Genomic DNA, 19,516 nt, shown 5'->3' on the forward strand with positions numbered 1-19,516 from the left:
AACAAGGTATTAGCCCCTGCCATGAAACCATCGCTCGTCCTAAAAATGGGCCAGCAACTGACGATGACCCCGCAGTTGCAACAGGCCATCCGCCTACTCCAGCTCTCTACCCTGGACCTTCAGCAGGAAATCCAGGAAGCGCTGGAGTCCAATCCGATGCTCGAACGCCAGGAAGACGGCGAAGACTTCGACAACAGCGACCCGATGGCGGATAACGCCGAGAGCAAACCGGCCGCCGAAGCCCAGGACAACAGCTTTCAGGAAAGCACCGCCAGTGCCGAGAACCTGGAGGACGGTGAGTGGAACGAGCGCATCCCCAACGAGCTTCCGGTCGATACGGCCTGGGAAGACATCTACCAGACCAGCGCGAGCAGCCTGCCGAGCAACGATGACGACGAGTGGGACTTCACCACGCGCACATCCGCCGGCGAAAGCCTGCAAAGCCACCTGCTGTGGCAACTGAACCTGGCACCGATGTCCGATACCGACCGCCTGATCGCCGTCACCCTTATCGACAGCATCAACGGCCAGGGTTACCTGGAAGACACGATCGAAGAGATCTGCGCCGGTTTCGATCCGGAGCTGGACATCGAACTGGACGAAGTCGAAGCGGTACTGCACCGTATCCAGCAGTTCGAGCCAGCAGGTGTCGGCGCACGCAACCTGGGCGAGTGCCTGTTGCTGCAACTGCGCCAACTCCCGGCCAACACACCGTGGATGGCCGAGGCCAAACGCCTGGTCAGCGAGTTCATCGACCTGTTGGGCGGGCGCGACTACAGCCAGCTGATGCGCCGCATGAAGCTCAAGGAAGACGAACTGCGCCAGGTGATCGAGCTGGTTCAGAGCCTCAACCCGCGCCCAGGTTCGCAAATCGAGTCCAGTGAGCCGGAATACGTGGTGCCCGATGTAATCGTCCGCAAGGACAGTCATCGCTGGCTGGTCGAGCTGAACCAGGAAGCGATCCCGCGCCTGCGGGTCAATCCGCAATACGCCGGCTTCGTCCGCCGGGCCGACACCAGCGCCGACAACACCTTCATGCGCAATCAGTTGCAGGAAGCACGCTGGTTCATCAAGAGCCTGCAAAGCCGCAACGAAACGCTGATGAAAGTCGCCACGCAGATCGTCGAGCATCAGCGCGGCTTCCTCGACCACGGTGACGAGGCCATGAAACCGTTGGTGTTGCATGACATCGCCGAAGCCGTGGGCATGCACGAGTCGACCATCTCGCGGGTGACCACCCAGAAGTTCATGCACACCCCACGCGGCATCTACGAACTGAAATACTTTTTCTCCAGCCACGTCAGCACCTCCGAAGGCGGAGAATGCTCGTCCACGGCAATCCGCGCGATCATCAAGAAACTGGTTGCGGCGGAAAATCAGAAAAAGCCATTGAGTGACAGCAAGATCGCTGGTTTACTGGAGGCACAAGGCATCCAGGTAGCCCGTCGCACCGTCGCCAAGTACCGCGAGTCCCTCGGCATCGCACCGTCGAGTGAGCGCAAGCGACTGATGTAGCGCCTGAGATATGCCACAGCGTTTGTGGGGCAGGTGCAAGACCTGCCTCTTTATGCACGGGCAACAAAGGAGAAGCTGTATGCAAGTCAATATCAGTGGACAGCATGTAGAAGTCACCCAGCCGCTGCGCGATTACGTGCTTGAAAAGCTCGCCCGGGTGGAAAGTCACTTCGACAAGATCACTAACGTGCAGGTCATCATGAAGGTCGAGAAGCTGCAGCAGAAGGTCGAAGCGACCCTGCAGATTCCTGGCTCAGAAGTGGTTGCCAACGCCGAACACGAAGACATGTATGCAGCGATCGATGCCTTGGCCGACAAGCTCGACCGCCAACTGAAAAAACACAAGGAAAAACAGCAAAGTCTGCTGCAAGGTGCAGCTGCCCGCTGATCCCCTCATCCATGATCCGACTTGAAACCATCCTGACCCCCGACCGTTCCTTGGTGAACGTGTCGGGTGGCAGTAAGAAGCGCGCTTTGGAAAAAGTCGCCAACCTGATTGCCAATCAAAAAACCGAGCTGAAGATGCCCGAGCTGGAGATGCAAGACGTCTTCGAAAAGCTGATCGCTCGTGAAAAGCTCGGCTCCACAGGCTTCGGCAATGGGATCGCCATACCTCACTGCCGCCTCGCAGGCTGCACTTCGCCCGTTAGCGCACTGCTGCACCTGGATGCTCCGATCGACTATGACGCCATCGATGGCGCGCCTGTCGACCTGCTGTTCGTCCTGCTGGTGCCGGAGGCTGCCACCGACGCCCATCTGGAACTGCTGCGCCAGATCGCCAGCATGCTGGATCGCAAGGAAGTTCGCGAGCGCCTGCGTGCCGCCAACAGCAGCGAGGCCCTGTACCAGGTAGTCCTGGACGCACAGAACGAGCACTGAACATGCGCCTGATCATCGTCAGCGGCCGGTCCGGCTCCGGCAAGAGTACCGCCCTCGACGTGCTGGAAGACAACGGCTTTTACTGTATCGATAACCTCCCTGCCGGCTTGCTGCCGCAGTTGGCGGAAAACGCGTTGATCCATACAGAATTGCTGCAGCCGAAAGTGGCAGTGTCCATCGATGCCCGCAACCTGCCAAGCCACCTGTCACGCTTCCCCGAATTGCTCGCCGAAGCGCGTGGCCGGCATATCCAGTGCGATGTGCTGTTTCTCGATGCCGACGAGGACACGCTGCTCAAGCGCTTCTCCGAAACACGCCGGCGCCATCCGCTGACGAATGCGGATCGCTCACTGGCCGAAGCGATCCGCGTTGAAAGCGAATTGCTGGGGCCAATCTCCGATCTTGCCGACCTGAAGATCGACACCACCAGCCTCAACCTTTACCAGCTGCGCGACTCGATCAAGTTGCGCCTGCTCAATCAGCCTGAGCCGGGCACCGCATTCCTGGTCGAATCGTTCGGCTTCAAGCGTGGCATGCCGGTCGATGCAGACCTGGTTTTCGATGTGCGCTGCCTGCCGAACCCATACTGGAAGCCCGAACTGCGTGAGCATTCCGGCCTGGATCAGCCGGTTATCGATTACCTTGCCGCGCAGCCGGATGTCGAAGAGATGTTTACCGACATCTCGACCTACCTGCTCAAGTGGCTGCCCCGCTTCGCTGCCAGCAACCGCGCCTATGTCACCATCGCCATTGGCTGCACAGGCGGCCACCACCGCTCGGTGTACCTCACCGAGCGCCTCGGCCAACTGTTGCAACAGTCCCTGAAAAACGTCCAGGTCCGCCACCGCGACCTCTAGCCCACAGGATCAGCACCACGATGCCCGCCCGCGAAATCACCATCATCAACAAGCTGGGCCTGCATGCCCGGGCGGCCGCCAAGTTCGTCGGCGTGGCCGGGCGCTTCCCCTGCCAGGTGCGGGTGGGCCGCGCACCAGACAAGCTGGTGGACGGCAAGAGCATCATGGCCGTGATGATGTTGGCGGCAGGCAAAGGCACCCAGGTGCACCTGCACACTGAAGGCGAGCAGGACGACGACGCGCTGGAAGCGCTGGTAGCCCTGATCAACAACTACTTCGACGAAGGCGAATAAGCCGCTAACTCCAGGCTGGCCTCATCGCTGGCAAGCCGACGCCCTCATCGTGGACTGCCGATTCGGGGGGCCGGCTTACCGGTGACAGAGCAGTTGATGCCAATTCAAGACATCGCCGTGTCCATCACCATCATCAAGCAAAAACCGACGCACAGGCCGACGCTGGCCAAACGGTGATGCCCATTGCTGCGCGACTCGGGGATGATTTCCTGGGTCACCACCAGCAGCATGGCCCCGGCCGCACAGGCCAGGCCCAACGGTAACAGCAGCTCGGCGACATTCACCAGCCAGGCACAGACCACCGCTGCCAGTGGTTCCACCAACCCCGACGCCGCACCGATCAGAAACGCCTTGAACCGAGGCATCCCCGCCCCCGCCAGCACCAGCGCAATGACCAACCCTTCGGGAACATCCTGCAAGGCAATGCCCATGGCGAGGCTGTCAGCATCGGTCATGCCGCCACCGGCCGACACGCCGATGGCCATGCCTTCGGGGATGTTGTGAGCGATGATCGCGATCACGAACAGCCAGATCCGCGCTGCAATCACCGGTTGGTTCCCGGTGCCGACCAACGCCTCGGGCGAAGCACCGGACACTTTCAGATCGACGACGAACAGGCACATCGCACCGAACAACAGGCCGAAGCTGACCAGGCCACCCGCCCCCCAGGGGCTGAATCCGATGGACTGAGCGGCATCCAGGCCAGGAATGATCAGCGAGAACGCCGTCGCCGCCAGCATCACACCGGCACCGAAACCCAACAAGGTATCGGCCAGGGCCACCGGCATATTACGAATCACCAGCACCGGCACTGCGCCCAGCGCTGTTCCCAGCGCGCACACTGCGCCGCCCTCGAGGGCGCGCAACATGCGCGGATCCAGGTCCAGCCAGGCGATGCCCCGGGCCACCAGCAGGGCCGTGCCAACCAGGAGCAGCACAGTACCCAGTGCCAGCCGGAACAGGCGCACACTACTGACAGACATCACCTCTGAACGCATACCGGTCCGACTCATTGGCTGGCTTCGATATAACGACGTTCCACTTCGGCCCAGTCAATTACGTTGTAGAAAGCCCCAATGTATTCCGGGCGACGGTTCTGGTACTTCAAGTAGTAGGCATGCTCCCACACATCCAGGCCGAGGATCGGTGTGTTGCCATGCATCAGCGGGCTGTCCTGGTTGCCGCTGCTCTCCACCACGAGTTTCTGTTCACCATTCACGCTGAGCCAGGCCCAGCCGCTGCCGAAGCGGGTCAGCGCGGCTTTGGTGAAGGCCTCCTTGAACGCCTCGAAACCACCCAGCTCAGCCTCGATGGCCTTGGCCACCAAGCCCTGTGGCTGGCCGCCGCCCTTGGGCGACATGACTTTCCAGAACAGCGAATGGTTGGCGTGACCACCGCCATGGTTGGTCACCGCCCCTCGCAGGTTTTCCGGTAGCTGTTTGACCGCAGCAACCAGCTTCTCAACCGGCCAGTCAGCCCACTGGGTACCTTCGACCGCAGCATTGAGGCCGTTGACGTAAGTCTGGTGGTGCTTGGTGTGGTGTATCTCCATGGTCTGGGTATCGATATGCGGTTCCAGCGCATCGTAGGCATAGGGCAAAGCAGGCAAGGTATGAGACATATCAATGGATTCCGTAAGCGGGGGTTGGGGGCGGCAGGTCCGTCTGGGCAGCCAGTCCACTGGCCAAGGGCGAACGGCGATAGAGCAGGCGCTCGGCGCGCGGGTACTGCCCGTACTCGGCAATGAAGCTCAGCAATTGGGTGTAGGTGCGCCCGCTGTGGCGCAGCGCGGCATCACGCAGCGCCTGCGGCAGGCGCGCTTCCTGGCTGGCCTGGAGCAGACGCTGGTGAATGGCGCACAGGTAGTCGGCGCTCTCATGCGGCTGGTTCAGGCGCAGGTGCAGGTCGGCCAGGTTGTGGTGGGCAATGACCAAAGCGGCCACTGCTTCGTCGACGTCATGCCAGCGCTCGAACAGCACCTGGGCCAGCGCCAGGGCTTGCAGGTACAGTTCCCGGGCATCGACCAGCTCGCCCTGGTCGAACAGCCGGTTGGCGGCCTCGGTGGTTCGTTTCCAGTGCTGCATGACAGGCCTCCTGGGCGCTGACGCGGGTCAGATGCCCCCAGCGGTGAGTTTTTCCGGGTCCAGCAGCGCTTCGAGCTGATCGCGCGACAGGTCGGTATGCTCCAGCGCCACGTCGATGATCGGCCGGCCCTGCTTGTACGCGGTCTTGGCGATCTCGGCGGCCTTGAGGTAGCCGATGATCGGGTTCAGGGCGGTGACCAGGATCGGGTTGCGTGCCAGGGCTTCCTTGAGCTTGCCCTCATTGACCTTGAAGCTGGCGATGGCCTGGTCGGCCAGCAGGCGGCTGGCGTTGGCCATCAGCTCGATGCTCTCCAGCAGGTTGCGGGCTATCACCGGCAGCATCACGTTGAGTTCGAAGTTGCCCGACTGGCCGGCAATGGCGATGGTCGCGTCGTTGCCGATCACCTGGGCGGCGACCATGGCGGTGGCTTCCGGGATAACCGGGTTGACCTTGCCCGGCATGATCGAGGAGCCAGGCTGCAGGGCTTGGAGTTCGATCTCACCGAGGCCTGCGAGCGGCCCGGAATTCATCCAGCGCAGGTCGTTGGCGATTTTCATCAGTGCCACGGCAGTGGTTTTGAGCTGGCCGGACAGCGCCACCGCGGTGTCCTGGGAGCCGATCAGGGCGAACAGGTTCTGGCCGGGGGTGAACTCGACCTGGGTGAGGCCGCTCAGCTGGCGAGCGAAGCCTACGGCGAATTGCGGGTGGGCGTTGATCCCGGTGCCCACGGCAGTGCCACCCTGGGCCAGGGCCTGCAGGCACGGCAGGGTCGCTTCGATATGCGCCTTGGCGCCATTGATCTGGGCCGCCCAGCCATCGAGCACCTGGCTCATGCGCACCGGCATGGCATCCATCAGGTGGGTACGGCCAGTCTTCACGTACTGATGCACTTGCACCGACTTGGCCTCGATCACCTGAACCAGGTGAGCCAGGGCGGGCAGCAACTGCTCATGCAGCGCCAGTGCAGCGCTGACGTGAATGGTGGTCGGGATGATGTCGTTGCTGCTCTGGCCGCAGTTGACATGGTCGTTGGCATTGACCGGCTCACCGAGCAGGCGGCTGGCCAGCGTGGCGATCACCTCGTTGGCATTCATGTTCGAGCTGGTGCCGGAGCCGGTCTGGTACACGTCCACCGGGAAGTGCTGGATGAAGTCTTCGGCGAGCAGTTGCTCGACCGCCTTGACGATGGCTTGGCCCTGGGCGGCAGAAATCTGCTCCAGCTCGATGTTGGCCTTGGCGGCAGCCGCCTTGGCCAACAGCAGGGCACGAATGAACTGGGCCGGCATACGCTGGCCGCTGATCGGGAAGTTGTCGACCGCGCGCTGGGTCTGGGCGCCATACAGGGCCTGGGCCGGCACCTGCAATTCACCCATGCTGTCACGCTCGATACGGGTATCACTCATCATCAGATCCTTGCATCAGTTCATCGGGGGAAATGGACGGCAGCAACCGGCAGTTGGCCAGTTGCAGGGCGTAGGGTTGCCAGCGCTGGTTCTGTTCGCGGCGGTCGAGCTTGCGCAGCTCAAGCAGGGGGCGCCAGGCCTGATCCAGGCACTGGCAACGCCAATGCCATGGCAACATGCGATCGCAGGCGGTATCCAGCAGCAGGCGGAACGAGGTCAGCGCTACGGTCCATGGCGAGGTGTCCGTGCAGCACGCCAGGTAGCGGCCTTCGGCCAGATAGTGCTCGATCAGGCGCGGCTCGTCGGGCTCGAGCGCGCAGCGGATGCGCCGGCTGAGCCAGCGCCAGTTTTCCAGGTAAGGCAATTCGCGCAGGACGGGTTTCATGAACATCATCACCGGAGCTCTTGGGTAATGATATTCATTATTAAATGATAAACGTAATCACTTCAAGCACGGATTGAGCAAATAAAAAACCCGGCGCAGGGCCGGGTTTCGAGGTTATCGCTCAGCGCTTCAGGGTTTCAGCTACCCGCAACGGTCATCCTCTCGATCAACACCGAGCCCGTATGAATATTGCTGCGGGTTTCAAGATCACTGCCAATCGCGACAATCTGCTGGAACATGTCCTTCATGTTGCCGGCAATCGTCACTTCCTGCACCGCATGCTGAATCTCGCCATTCTCGACCCAGAAGCCTGCAGCACCCCGCGAGTAGTCGCCTGTGACCATGTTCAGGCCATGGCCCATCAGCTCGGTCACCAGCAAACCGCGCCCCATGCGGCGGATCAGGGCCGCCTGGTCTTCGATGCCATGGGTGACGTACAGGTTGTGCACACCCCCGGAGTTGGCCGTACTTGGCAAGCCGAGCTTGCGACCGGAATAGGTACCCAGCAGGTAAGACACCAGCTCCCCTTTGTCGACGAACGGCTTGGCATAGGTCGCCAGGCCATCACCGTCGAACGCCGCGCTGCCAAGGGCACGCGGAATATGCGGGCGCTCATCCAGCGTCAGCCAGCTGGGGAACAGCCGCTGGCCAAGGGCACCATCGAGGAACGACGACTTGCGGTACAGGTTGCCACCCGAGATGGCCGACAGAAAGCTGCCGAACAGGCCACCGGCCAGCTCGGCGGAGAACAGCACCGGCACTTCGCATGTCTTGACCGGACGCGCACCGAGCCGGCTGGCTGCGCGCTGTGCAGCGCGCTGGCCAATGCTGCGCGGGTCGGCCAACAGGTGGCCCTGGCGGTTGACGTCGTACCAGTAATCACGCTGCATCTGGCCTTCACCTTCAGCGATCATCACGCAGCTCAGGCTGTGCCGGGTCGATGCGTAACCGCCGATGAAGCCATGGCTGTTGCCATAGACACGGCAGCCCTGGTGGGTATTGAGGGTGGTGCCATCGGCGTTGAGAATGCGCGGATCAGCGTCGAATGCCGCCGCCTCGCAGGCCAGGGCCATCTCGATGGCTTTCTCGGGCTCCAGATCCCAGTCATGGTAAAGGTCCAGGTCCGGAATCTCGCGCGCCATCAATGCCGCATCAGCCAGCCCCGAGCAATCGTCTTCGGAGGTGTGCCTGGCAATGGCCAGGGCGGCGGCAACGGTTTCGCGAATGGCCTCAGGGCCACTGGCCGAGGTGCTGGCCGAGCCCTTGCGCTGGCCGACATAGAGGGTGATGCCAAAGCCCTGGTCGCGGTTGAACTCTACCGTCTCGACCTCACGCTGGCGCACCGTGGTGGACAAGCCCTGCTCCAGCGATACCGCCACTTCACAGGCGCTGGCACCCTGCCGGCGCGCCTCGGCGATGATCGCTTCGACCTGCTCCTGCAATGCTGGCAGGTCCTTGGGGCCTACGCTCTGGACTGCACTCATGGTTTTCTCCACTCAAATTCTGCATTCGGCGAGGGTCATTCTACGACCGGGCCGGACAAGCGGCCCCCGGGTGGTTATCATGGCGGCAATTTCTATGCCTTCTACGAAAAGTGCCTGCGCGGCGACTTTTCATACAACTCAAGCGGACTGCGCACCATGGTTGATTCATACGACGACGCCTTCGACGGCGAAAAAAGCAAAACCCAGATCAAGCGCGAGTTGCATGCGCTGGTCGAACTCGGCGAACGCCTGACTACGGTCAAGGCCGATACCCTGGCGCGCCTGCCGTTGACCGATGAGCTGCGCAAAGCCTTGGCCGAAGCCTGCAAGCACACCGCTCATGGCGCACGCAAACGGCATATGTCGTTCGTCGGCAAACTGATGCGCGACCAGGACCTGGACGCCATCCACGCGGTGCTCGAGCAGATCGACAGCTCCAGCCGCCAGTACAACGAACGCTTCCACAACCTGGAGCGCTGGCGGGACCGCCTGATCGACGGTAATGACGAGGACCTTGAACGCTTCGTCAACGAATACCCCGACACCGACCGTCAGCAGCTGCGTTCGCTTATCCGTCATGCCCAGCACGAGAAGGCGCGTAACAAGCCGCCTGCCGCTGCGCGCAAGGTCTTCAAATACATCCGCGACCTCGACGAACTGCAGCGCGGCCTGCGCTGATCCCCGCCACCTGGGGCTGCCCTGCAGCCCCGGGGCATGCATCACGCGCCGGTACCACCGACGGTGATCGCGTCCAGCTTCAAGGTTGGCTGGCCTACCCCTACCGGCACCGATTGCCCATCCTTGCCGCACGTCCCCACGCCGCTGTCCAACGCAAGGTCGTTACCGACCATCGACACTCGGCTCATGGCCTCGGGCCCGTTGCCGATCAGTGTCGCGCCTTTGACCGGTGCGGTGATCTTGCCGTCTTCGATCAGATAGGCTTCGCTGGTCGAGAACACGAACTTGCCGCTGGTGATGTCCACCTGGCCACCGCCCAGGTTGGCGCAATAGATCCCTTTCTTCACCGAAGCGATGATTTCCTGTGGGTCGCTTTCGCCGGCACGCATGTAGGTGTTGGTCATGCGCGGCATCGGCAGGTGGGCATAGGATTCGCGGCGGCCGTTACCGGTCACGGCCATCCCCATCAGGCGTGCATTGAGTTTGTCTTGCATGTAGCCCTTGAGCACGCCGTTCTCGATCAGCGTCGTGCATTCGGTCGGCGTGCCCTCGTCGTCGACGCTCAGCGAGCCGCGACGGCCCTCGAGGGTGCCATCGTCTACGATAGTGCACAGGCTCGAAGCCACCTTCTCGCCGATCCGGCCACTGAACGCCGAGCTGCCCTTACGGTTGAAATCGCCTTCCAGGCCGTGGCCGACCGCTTCGTGCAACAGCACACCCGACCAGCCGGAACCCAACACCACCGGCAAGGTGCCCGCTGGCGCAGGAATGGCCTCCAGGTTCACCAGGGCCTGGCGCAGCGCCTCACGGGCATAACCCATAACCCGTTCCTCGGTGAAGAAGCGGTAGTCGGTACGCCCGCCGCCGCCCTGCCCGCCCCGTTCACGCCGACCATTGTGCTCGACGATGACACTGACGTTGAAGCGCACCAGCGGCCGCACGTCAGCGGCCAGGCTGCCGTCGGCCGCAGCGATCAGAATGCGCTCCCACACCCCGGCCATGCTCACGCTGACCTGCTGGATACGCGGGTCGAGCGCCCGCGTGGCGGCATCGACACGTTTGAGCAGCTCGACCTTTTCAGCACGGCTCAGCACGTCCAGCGGGTTATCCGGGGCATACAGGGCCGTCACGTCCTGGCTGCGGAACGCCTGAACGGTGCCGTTCTGCCCGGCGCGGGAAATCGACCGCGCCGCCCGGGCTGCCGAAGTCAGAGCCTCGAGGTTGATCGCGTTGCTGTAGGCGAAACCGGTTTTCTCACCCGACTGGGCACGCACGCCCACGCCTTGGTCAAGGTTGAAGCTGCCCTCTTTGACAATGCCGTCCTCCAGCGCCCAGGTTTCCGAGATCTGGCCCTGGAAGTACAGGTCGGCGGCGTCGATGCCCGGCCCGGCCAACTCGCCCAGTACAGCCTGCAGGCTGTCCAGGGTCAATCCGCCTGGGGCCAGGAGCTGCTCGCTGACGGTGGATAACATCTGGCTCATAGTCACTCCGAGGTGTGCGCAGGCCGCAAGGCGTCCTGCGAAAAAAAGCGCCGGTGCAAAGCGACCGGCATACGCGCCCGAATGGACGCTTGTTCATCACTGTCGCGCTCGGCAAGCAATACCGCTTCGCCTTGCGCCTGTTCGGCGACGATCCGCCCCCAGGGGTCGACGATCGCCGCGTGCCCATGGGTCTCCCGTGGGCCTGGATGGGTGCCGCCCTGGGCTGCGGCCAGCACATAGCACTGTGTTTCGATGGCCCGGGCACGAATCAGCACTTCCCAGTGCGCCGCGCCTGTGACCGCCGTGAACGCCGCAGGTGCCGTAATCAGTTGCGCGCCGGCACTGCGCAGCGCGCTGTAAAGTTCCGGAAAACGAAGGTCGTAGCAGACGCTCAAACCCAGGCGCCCTACCGGCGTGTCGGCCACCACGACTTGCGCGCCATGGGCGTAGTCGTCGGACTCACGGTAACGGCCACGGGTATCGGCCACGTCCACGTCGAACAGGTGCAGCTTGTCGTAGCGCGCCACCACCTCGCCATGCTCATCGACCAGAAGCGAGCAGGCATGCGCCTTGGCATCAGGCTGATCGGCAGGTGGCAGCGGCAAGGTGCCGGCAACAATCCATAATCTGAGGTCGCGGGCGGTGCGTTTCAACCAGGGCAGTATCGGCCCCTCACCCAAAGCCTCGGCCCGGCCGATCGCAGCGGCATCCCTGCGCCCCATGGCGGCAAAATTTTCTGGCAGCACCGCCAGCCTCGCGCCGCCGAATGCCGCCTGTTCCAGCAAGGCACCCGCACGCTGCAAGTTGGCCAACACATCGTCCTGGCTGACCATCTGGATGACCGCTACTTTCATCGGCACTCCTGGCACTACTTGTTGAACGGTTTCACAAAGGTGATTCTAGGCTCTTTCCACGGCCCTTCGATGCGATAGTGCACGCTGGCGAAGCGCGATACGCGATCACCGATCAGCTGGTCGACCAGGAACAGCGCCCCACCGACCGCCGGTGCGCCTACGATCAGCGCGGCCAGGGGCAGGTTGTTGGTCACTGGCAGGGAGACCTGAAGGTTGGCGTCCACCCGGTCGCGAACGAGGTCCAGCGTACCGTCGAGCTCGAAGTTGCTCGAAGGCCCGGTCACGCTGATCGGCTCGCGGGTCACGTAGACGCCGTCACTGGCTACCAGCAAGCCTTTTACCCGATCATAGGCCAGGCCCTTTTCAAACAGGTCGGAGAAGTCCAGGCGCAGACGCCGGCCGATGGAGTTGAAGTTGAGCAGGCCAAACACCCGCAAGGCTTGAGCGCCGCCCTCCACTTCCACGAACTGCCCTGTGCGCAATGCCGCATCCATGCTGCCCGAGAAGCGCTTGAGGCCAACCCAGGCTGGCGAGCCGGGCCAGCGGCCATCCACATCCAGACGAAAGTCGCGACTGGTCACGGTAGGCGCGAAGCCCCAGGCCTTGAGCACGTCGGCCAGGTTCTTGCCATCCAGGCGGCCCTTGTACCAGCTGCTGGTGGCACCGCTGTCACCTTCCCAGCCGCCGCGGCCGTCGATGTGCAGGCCTTTGAAGACCAGGTCGATATCCTGAGCGGATACGCCTCGGGCGGTCGGGCGCAACTTCAGCGCCAGGTTGCCATACAGGTCATCGCCGCGGTACAGCTTGTCGATGGTCAGGTCCAGTGCCGGTACCTTGCGTGGATCGAACGAGGCCAGCGGATCCGGGCCTTCCTCGGCCTGTGCTTGGACCGGGTCCGCTGCTGGCAGGCGCAAGGTCTGCAGGCGCACGGTCATCGGTGCGCCCTTGGCATCGGGTAACCGTGCATTGCCGATGACTTCCTTGCTATCCAGGCGCAGATCCCACGCAGGGCCGCCCCTGGCCAGACGCACGACAGCCTGGTTCAGCTCCATGCCAAGGGCCTTCAACTGGCCGATGCTCAGGTCTACGCTCTGAAGCGTCTGGCGGGCACTGGCGCCTGGGTCGTCGCCACTGATCTGCGTCATCTTGGCCTGCCAGGGCGCCAGGTCCAGGCTCTCGAGCCGCCCCCGTACGCGCAGGCCCTGCTCAGCTGGCACCTGCGCCTGCCCTGCCCCCAGCAGCAGCTCGCCGCGGCCTTGCCCAAGGTTGTTGCTGGGCGCTGCATAGGCAAAGCGGGCAAGGTCGGCATAGGCAGCATCCAGGCGCCGCTCCGGCCCTTGCAGGCTCATGCTGAATCGGCTATCACGAGTCTCTGCTGCGGCCTTGCCGAACGGTGCCGGCAAATCGATCACCAGGCCTTTGAGCGACGAATTCACGCTCAGGCTGTTGTCGCGGCTGCCAAGGTTGAGTTGCAACTGGTAGGGCAGCTCACCAGACGCCGGCAAGGGCTGCTTGAACTGCAGCCAGTCGGTCAAGGCCGCAAGCGCCACCTGGCCATTCGCGCTGATACGCGTCTGCATCTGCCCAGGCTGGCCCTCGGCGGTGATCTGCGCGGTCACCGGTTTGCCAAAAGCCTGCAGGGCGATGTTCTTCCCACTCAGGCCCTTGTCGAGGTCGAAACTGAAGTCGCCCTTGAGTCGGCTCAGCTCCAGGGTCGGCGGCGCAACCTTCAGGCGTGCATCGGCGGTGGCAAAGTCGACCTGTACCTTCGGGCGTTGCCCGTGGGCCAAGGGGATGTCGAGCTTGAGCTTGCCCTTGAGCGGCCCCTCGCCCTCCCATCCTGCGAACATTTCGCCGGTGCCGATGGGCGCCTCTTTGAGAATCCTCAGACCATCGCCGAGGCTACCGTCGAACTTGCCATCAAGGTACAGGTGGCTGTGCTCGTCGCCCTCGACATGGGGAATGTTGACACTGACGTCGCTTACCTGTGTGTCGAGCAACCGGCCTTGATTGGCCTTGATGCGCACGCCACTGTCCTCGATCAGCACATCGCCAGCGACGTTCTGCACCTGTGGCCAGCCAGGCTGGAAGTCCAGCGCAGCGTCGTGCACCTTGAAGAACAGACTGATACTGCGCGATTCGGGGCTGGCACCGTGGTTCAGCGAACCTTGGTACTGGAAGTAGCCTTCATCGACGCTGCCCTTGACGATGGCACTGCGCAGCCATTCATCGAGCGCCGGGCTGAGCACCTCAGGCAGGTATTTGGCAGTGTAGCGCCCATCGCCTTCGGTCAGGCCGACGCGCAGGTCCATATAGCTCTCGCTGCCTTCTTCAAACAGCAGGCGAATCAGGAAATCCCCGGCGATCTTGCCCTCCTCACCCAGCACTTTCAGGTAGGGCGCAGCCAGGGTGAATCCTGCTTTGTCGAGGGTGTAGGTCAGGCGGGCGTTGGCTTTCTGATAATGCCAAGGTTTGGCGAAGATCGGATAAAGATGCAACATGAAGGCCTCGGTATCCAGGCGTAGTTCGCCATGGCCGAGGTCTCCACTGATGCTCCCGCTGACGTTACCGGCAGCCGGTGCGCCGTGGTAGGCGTCAAAGCCCACTTTTTCCAGATTGGCAGCGAATTGAAGCCGTTGATCACCGTCGGCCTTGGGCCGCACGTCCAGGCGCAGATTGCGCACGGCACCGGTCACCTTAAGCCCATCGACTACCGTCATGAGCTTTTCCGGCAGCGGCGCCAGTGCATCTATCAAAGGCGTCAGCGGCGTAAGATCAAGGCGATCCGCCTGCACCTGCCAGGTTTCTCCGGCAGGCTCCTCGCCTGCCCGCTGACGCAGCTGCAGCTTCGACTCCCAGCGGGTCTTGCCAAGGTCGGCTGCCAGTGAATCGACCACCACATCGAACCCCTGCGCGTTGCGCTGGAACCAGGCCGACACCGCCAGGTTATCCAGTGTCACCGCCTGGCGCTCGGCATAGCCACCGCGCAACTGAGGGGCATTGAGCCGGACCACTGCCTGCTGCAACCGGCCCTCACCCCAGTCAACCCAGAACTCACCACCGGCGCGCAAGGCCTGGGCTTGCCACTGGCCGAGCAGACTTGGCGGCAGCCAACGCGCCCAGTCGCTCTGCGGCAGGCTCAGGTAAGCCTCTGCCTTACCGTCGCGCCAGGCCTTGGCATTTACCCGGCTGCGAAGGTTCAGTGCCAACGGCTGGCCGTCAGGCAGGGTCGCACGCAGGTCCAGCGCCTGGCGTGAAGCGCCGGCCTGCAGGCCAAGGCTGACATAGGTAAGCGTCAACGGGTCACGCTGCCAGGGCTGCAGGGTGACTTGGCTGTCGAATGCATCGATACGGCCCAACTGCTGCAAACGCTGCAACACTTCGGCCGGGTCCAGCGGCGCATCATCCTTTTTCGGTAAGCCTTCCAGCGCCCAAACGCCCTGCTCGTTCTCACGCAGGATCAGTTGCAGGCCCGCCAGCTGGACACGCGCCAGGCGTACTTCGCGTGCAGTGAGGCTGGCCCACAGGTCGGGCACCAGCTTGACGTCATCCAGACGCAACGCCGAAGCCCCCTCGCCCAACTGCAGGTCGCGCACTTGCAGCACCGGCGCCAGGCCACTCCAGCGCCCTTCCAGGCTGCCCACATGCACCGGCATCCCCAACGCCTGCTCGGCCTTGCTTTCGAGGTCGGCGCGGTATTCGGCCACCAGTGGCACCAGGTACCGGCCGAGGCTGACGTAGAGCGCCACCAACACCGCCAGCAGGGCGCAGATGCCCAGCCCCCAACGGGTCAAGGCGACAAGAACGCGGGTCAGACGTCCCATGGCCATGGCCCTCCAGGTCGTTTATCCATGATGGCTCGAAGCAGCGGTTTTGCCAGCCCGGGCACCCTGGACTGGGTATCAGAACGCCTCAGAGCAGCACCACATCGTATTGTTCCTGCGAGTACATCGACTCGACCTGGAAGCGAATGGTTCGACCGATGAAGGTTTCCAGCTCGGCCACGTTGCCGGATTCTTCGTCGAGCAGGCGGTCGACCACTTTCTGGTTGGCCAACACCCGATAGCCTTCTGCCTGATAGGCGCGGGCTTCACGAAGAATCTCGCGGAAAATTTCGTAACAGATAGTTTCTGGGGTTTTCAGCTTGCCACGCCCCTGGCAGGCGGAGCAGGGTTCGCACAGCACCTGCTCCAGGCTCTCGCGCGTGCGCTTGCGGGTCATCTGCACCAGGCCCAGCTCGGTGATGCCGATGATGTTGGTCTTGGCATGATCACGTTCGAGCTGCTTTTCCAGCGTACGCAGCACCTGCCGTTGATGGTCCTCATCCTCCATGTCGATGAAGTCTATGATGATGATCCCGCCAATGTTGCGCAGGCGCAGTTGCCGGGCGATTGCCGTGGCCGCTTCCAGGTTGGTCTTGAAGATGGTTTCTTCAAGGTTGCGGTGGCCGACGAAGGCGCCGGTGTTCACATCGATGGTAGTCATTGCCTCGGCCGGGTCGACCACAAGATAGCCGCCGGACTTGAGCGGCACCTTGCGATCGAGTGCGCGCTGGATTTCGTCCTCTACGCCATACAGGTCGAAAATCGGCCGCTCGCCCGGGTAGTGCTCCAGGCGGTCGGCGATCTCCGGCATCAGTTCGGCAACGAACTGTGTGGTCTTCTGGAAGGTTTCCCGGGAGTCGATGCGGATCTTCTCGATCTTCGGGTTGACCAGGTCGCGCAGTGTGCGCAAGGCCAGGCCAAGATCCTCGTAGATGACCGTCGGGGCGCCGCAGGTCTGGATCTGGCTGCCAATCTGCTCCCACAGGCGGCGCAGGTAGCGGATGTCCTGCAGGATCTCTTCGGCCCGCGCGCCCTCGGCGGCCGTGCGCAGGATGAAACCGCCGGCGTTCTTGATGTCTTCGCTGTCCATGCAGTCACTGACCACCTGTTTGAGGCGATCACGTTCGGCTTCGTCCTCGATCTTCAGCGAAATGCCGACATGGCTGCTACGCGGCATGTACACCAGGTAACGCGACGGTATCGACAGCTGAGTGGTCAGCCGTGCGCCTTTGCTGCCGATGGGGTCTTTGGTCACCTGCACCACCAGGGCCTGGCCCTCGTGTACCAGTGCGGTGATGGTCTCCACGGCAGAACCTTCGCGCTGGGAAATCTCCGAGGCATGGATGAACGCGGCGCGCTCCAGGCCGATATCGACGAACGCGGCCTGCATGCCGGGCAGCACCCGTACGACTTTGCCCTTGTAGATATTACCGACGATGCCGCGACGCTGGGTGCGCTCGACGTGCACTTCCTGCAGCACCCCGTTTTCCACCACCGCCACACGCGACTCCATCGGGGTGATGTTGATCAGGATCTCTTCACTCATGGCAGGCTCTCGTCAAAGGTCTTCGGTCATCATGGATCGCGGGCGCCGGGCTGGCTACTGCTGCTTTGTTACCTCTGGAGAAAGCGCCGGCACCTGCCAGCAGGCGATACCGAATTGGGCGAGCAGTTCGGCCGTCTCGCTCAGGGGCAGGCCGACCACCGCCGAATAGCTGCCCTGAAGGCCGGTCACGAATACCGCCCCCAAGCCCTGGATGGCATAACCGCCTGCTTTATCCACCGGCTCGCCACTGGCCCAATAGCGCTGTGCTTCTTCCGGGCCGATGGCACGGAAACGCACATTGCTGGTGACACAGACGCTCAGGCAGCACTGGCCATCGCTCAGTGCCACTGCCGTCAACACCTGATGTTCGCGCCCTGCCAGGTCCGCCAGCATGGCCAAGGCATCTTCACGGTTTTCCGGCTTGCCGAGAATTCGCCCGTCGAGCACCACCGCAGTGTCTGCGCCAAGGACTACGGCCGGGCCGGCGAGACTGGCAAGGCCAGCCTCAGCCTTGCTCCTGGCCAGGCGTTCGACGTAAGCCACGGCGCTTTCATCTGGCAGTGCGCTTTCATCGATGGGGGCGCTGATAACGGTGAACGGCACACCGATCTGGGCCAGCAGTTCACGACGACGGGGCGAGCCTGAGGCCAGGTAAAGTGGTTTCATGCAGACATCTCCCTGTCGGTGACGGCGGTGCCGTCAGTTGATATGCAAACGCCGGCGCAGATCACGCAAGGCGAAGCTGATCCACGGCCAGAGCAAGGCACTGATGACTGCCGACCAGACCAGCGCAAGCGTGGGCAGCCGGTTGCCGGTGAGCGCGCTGAGCCACAACTGGACCAGTTGGGCGATACCGAAGATCACCAGGATTACCAGGCTCTGCTGCCACATCGGGAACATGCGCAGACGCTGCTGCAGCGACAGCACCAGGAAGGTGATCAGGGTCAGGACCAGGGCGTTCTGCCCGAGCAACGTGCCATACAGCACATCCTCGGCCAGGCCCAGTACGAACGCAGTGGTCATGCCAACCTTGTTCGGGACCATGAGCGTCCAGAACGATACCAGCATCGCCAGCCACATTGGCCGGAACATCTCGAGAAACGGCGGCATGGGCGAGACGCTGAGTAGCAGGCCAATGGCGAAGGTCAGCCAAATGACCCACCCGTGGTTACGGCGCGTTTTGGCCATCATTGCCTCCGAGGCTGGGCAGGTGCCGCAGGCGCTGCGGCAGGGCTGGCGGGGGCTGCAGCCGGTGCAGCGGCCGGGGCCGGTACTGCACCGGCTGGGGCGGCGGGCGCGGCCGGGGCAGGCGCTGCCGTTGCAGGCGCGCCGGGGGTGGCCTGTTCGCCATTGGTACCAGGCTCTGCGGGGGCGGCTGCGCCCTTGCGGTCTGCCTCTTCCTGGGCCAGCGCCGCATCGGTGGCGCGCTGCTCCGGCGAACGCCGGTCGCTGAACACCAGCAGCATGTAGCGGCTGCGGTTGAGCGCGGCGGTAGGAATGGCACGAACGATTGCGAACGGCTGGCCGGAGTCATGGATCACTTCGTTGACCGTGGCCACCGGGTAGCCGGCCGGGAAGCGCTGGCCCATGCCGGAGCTCACCAGCAAGTCGCCTTCCTTGATGTCGGCCGTGTCGGCGACATGGCGCAGCTCCAGGCGCTCAGGGTTGCCTGTACCGCTGGCAATCGCGCGCAGGCCGTTACGATTGACCTGTACCGGGATGCTATGGGTGGTATCGGTCAGCAGCAGCACCCGTGAGGTGTAGGGCATCAGCTCGACCACCTGGCCCATCAGGCCGCGGGCGTCGAGTACCGGCTGGCCAAGGAACACCCCATCGCGCTCGCCTTTGTTGATCAGGATACGGTGGGTGAACGGGTTGGGGTCGACGCCGATCAGCTCGGCCACCTCGACCTTCTCGTTGACCAGTGCGGAGGAGTTGAGCAACTCGCGCAGGCGCACGTTCTGCTCGGTCAGGGCCGCCAGCTTCTGCAAGCGCCCCTGCAACAGCAGGGCTTCGGTCTTGAGCTTCTCGTTTTCCGCGATCAGTTCGTTACGGCTGCCGAACTGGCCCGCCACACCTTGCCACATCCGCTGAGGCAAGTCGGTGATCCAGTACGATTCCATCAGAACCAGGCCCATCTGACTACGCACGGGCTTGAGCAGGTCAAAGCGTGCATCGACCACCATCAGCGCGACCGAAAGCACCACTAACACGAGCAGGCGAACGCCCAGC

The 19,516-nt window shown here is 63.0% G+C and carries 19 protein-coding genes; 6 read left to right on the forward strand and 13 right to left on the reverse strand.

The window, feature by feature from the left end; genetic code table 11:
* The first annotated feature begins 21 nt into the window (after positions 1-21).
* From OSW16_RS22085 to OSW16_RS22105, 5 genes are all read left to right on the forward strand, one after another.
* Complete coding sequence (locus OSW16_RS22085) at positions 22-1,515, forward strand: RNA polymerase factor sigma-54 (RefSeq protein WP_267818502.1); 1,494 nt, start codon at positions 22-24, stop codon at positions 1,513-1,515.
* Between the two features lie 79 nt (positions 1,516-1,594).
* Positions 1,595-1,903, forward strand: a complete 309-nt coding sequence (gene hpf, locus OSW16_RS22090; RefSeq protein ID WP_241804237.1) for a ribosome hibernation-promoting factor, HPF/YfiA family — start codon at positions 1,595-1,597, stop codon at positions 1,901-1,903.
* Between the two features lie 11 nt (positions 1,904-1,914).
* Positions 1,915-2,394 (forward strand): PTS IIA-like nitrogen regulatory protein PtsN, encoded by a 480-nt coding sequence (gene ptsN, locus OSW16_RS22095; RefSeq protein WP_267818504.1) that lies wholly within the window; start codon positions 1,915-1,917, stop codon positions 2,392-2,394.
* Between the two features lie 2 nt (positions 2,395-2,396).
* On the forward strand, positions 2,397-3,251 hold the full coding sequence (gene rapZ, locus OSW16_RS22100; RefSeq protein WP_241804236.1) for an RNase adapter RapZ: 855 nt from the start codon (positions 2,397-2,399) through the stop codon (positions 3,249-3,251).
* Between the two features lie 20 nt (positions 3,252-3,271).
* Positions 3,272-3,544 (forward strand): HPr family phosphocarrier protein, encoded by a 273-nt coding sequence (locus tag OSW16_RS22105; protein WP_267818507.1) that lies wholly within the window; start codon positions 3,272-3,274, stop codon positions 3,542-3,544.
* A 104-nt stretch (positions 3,545-3,648) separates the two neighbouring features.
* Here OSW16_RS22105 and OSW16_RS22110 read toward each other — a convergent pair whose 3' ends face one another.
* The 6 genes from OSW16_RS22110 to pmbA form a co-directional block, all read right to left on the reverse strand.
* The gene (locus OSW16_RS22110; protein ID WP_267824089.1) at positions 3,649-4,542 is read right to left on the reverse strand and encodes a ZIP family metal transporter; all 894 of its coding nucleotides are present in this window, start codon (positions 4,540-4,542) and stop codon (positions 3,649-3,651) included.
* An 11-nt stretch (positions 4,543-4,553) separates the two neighbouring features.
* Complete coding sequence (locus OSW16_RS22115; protein WP_267818509.1) at positions 4,554-5,165, reverse strand: superoxide dismutase; 612 nt, start codon at positions 5,163-5,165, stop codon at positions 4,554-4,556.
* 1 nt (position 5,166) lies between these two features.
* Complete coding sequence (locus OSW16_RS22120) at positions 5,167-5,628, reverse strand: hypothetical protein (protein WP_267818511.1); 462 nt, start codon at positions 5,626-5,628, stop codon at positions 5,167-5,169.
* 27 nt (positions 5,629-5,655) lie between these two features.
* A complete protein-coding gene (locus OSW16_RS22125) occupies positions 5,656-7,032 on the reverse strand; it encodes a class II fumarate hydratase (RefSeq protein WP_267818513.1) in 1,377 nt (458 codons plus the stop codon).
* Positions 7,025-7,426: a FagA protein gene (locus tag OSW16_RS22130; RefSeq protein ID WP_267818515.1), complete on the reverse strand. Its 402-nt coding sequence runs from the start codon at positions 7,424-7,426 to the stop codon at positions 7,025-7,027. The genes OSW16_RS22125 and OSW16_RS22130 overlap by 8 nt, the downstream gene beginning before the upstream one ends.
* Positions 7,427-7,554: 128 nt before the next feature.
* On the reverse strand, positions 7,555-8,901 hold the full coding sequence (gene pmbA / locus OSW16_RS22135) for a metalloprotease PmbA (RefSeq protein ID WP_267818517.1): 1,347 nt from the start codon (positions 8,899-8,901) through the stop codon (positions 7,555-7,557).
* 156 nt (positions 8,902-9,057) lie between these two features.
* On the opposite strand from pmbA, the gene yjgA reads away from it, so the two are divergent.
* Positions 9,058-9,579, forward strand: coding sequence for a ribosome biogenesis factor YjgA (gene yjgA, locus OSW16_RS22140; RefSeq protein WP_012316086.1), 522 nt, complete (start codon positions 9,058-9,060; stop codon positions 9,577-9,579).
* A gap of 41 nt (positions 9,580-9,620) precedes the next feature.
* On the opposite strand, the gene tldD is transcribed toward yjgA, so the two are convergent.
* From tldD to mreC, 7 genes are all read right to left on the reverse strand, one after another.
* A complete protein-coding gene (gene tldD / locus OSW16_RS22145) occupies positions 9,621-11,060 on the reverse strand; it encodes a metalloprotease TldD (RefSeq protein ID WP_241804229.1) in 1,440 nt (479 codons plus the stop codon).
* A gap of 2 nt (positions 11,061-11,062) precedes the next feature.
* Positions 11,063-11,914 carry a carbon-nitrogen hydrolase family protein gene (locus OSW16_RS22150; RefSeq protein ID WP_267818519.1) on the reverse strand — a complete coding sequence of 284 codons (852 nt, stop codon included), beginning with the start codon at positions 11,912-11,914 and terminating at the stop codon, positions 11,063-11,065.
* 14 nt (positions 11,915-11,928) lie between these two features.
* Positions 11,929-15,744 (reverse strand): YhdP family protein, encoded by a 3,816-nt coding sequence (locus OSW16_RS22155; protein ID WP_267818522.1) that lies wholly within the window; start codon positions 15,742-15,744, stop codon positions 11,929-11,931.
* Positions 15,745-15,826: 82 nt separating this feature from the next.
* Positions 15,827-17,284, reverse strand: coding sequence for a ribonuclease G (gene rng / locus OSW16_RS22160; protein WP_241804226.1), 1,458 nt, complete (start codon positions 17,282-17,284; stop codon positions 15,827-15,829).
* A gap of 54 nt (positions 17,285-17,338) precedes the next feature.
* On the reverse strand, positions 17,339-17,950 hold the full coding sequence (locus OSW16_RS22165; RefSeq protein WP_267818526.1) for a Maf family protein: 612 nt from the start codon (positions 17,948-17,950) through the stop codon (positions 17,339-17,341).
* Between the two features lie 33 nt (positions 17,951-17,983).
* Entirely contained in the window at positions 17,984-18,472 is a 489-nt protein-coding gene (gene mreD, locus OSW16_RS22170; protein WP_267818528.1) for a rod shape-determining protein MreD, read from the reverse strand.
* Positions 18,472-19,497 carry a rod shape-determining protein MreC gene (gene mreC, locus OSW16_RS22175; RefSeq protein WP_372490350.1) on the reverse strand — a complete coding sequence of 342 codons (1,026 nt, stop codon included), beginning with the start codon at positions 19,495-19,497 and terminating at the stop codon, positions 18,472-18,474. The genes mreD and mreC overlap by 1 nt, the downstream gene beginning before the upstream one ends.
* Positions 19,498-19,516 lie beyond the last annotated feature (19 nt).

The organism is Pseudomonas putida (assembly GCF_026625125.1).
GTDB lineage: Bacteria > Pseudomonadota > Gammaproteobacteria > Pseudomonadales > Pseudomonadaceae > Aquipseudomonas > Aquipseudomonas putida_X.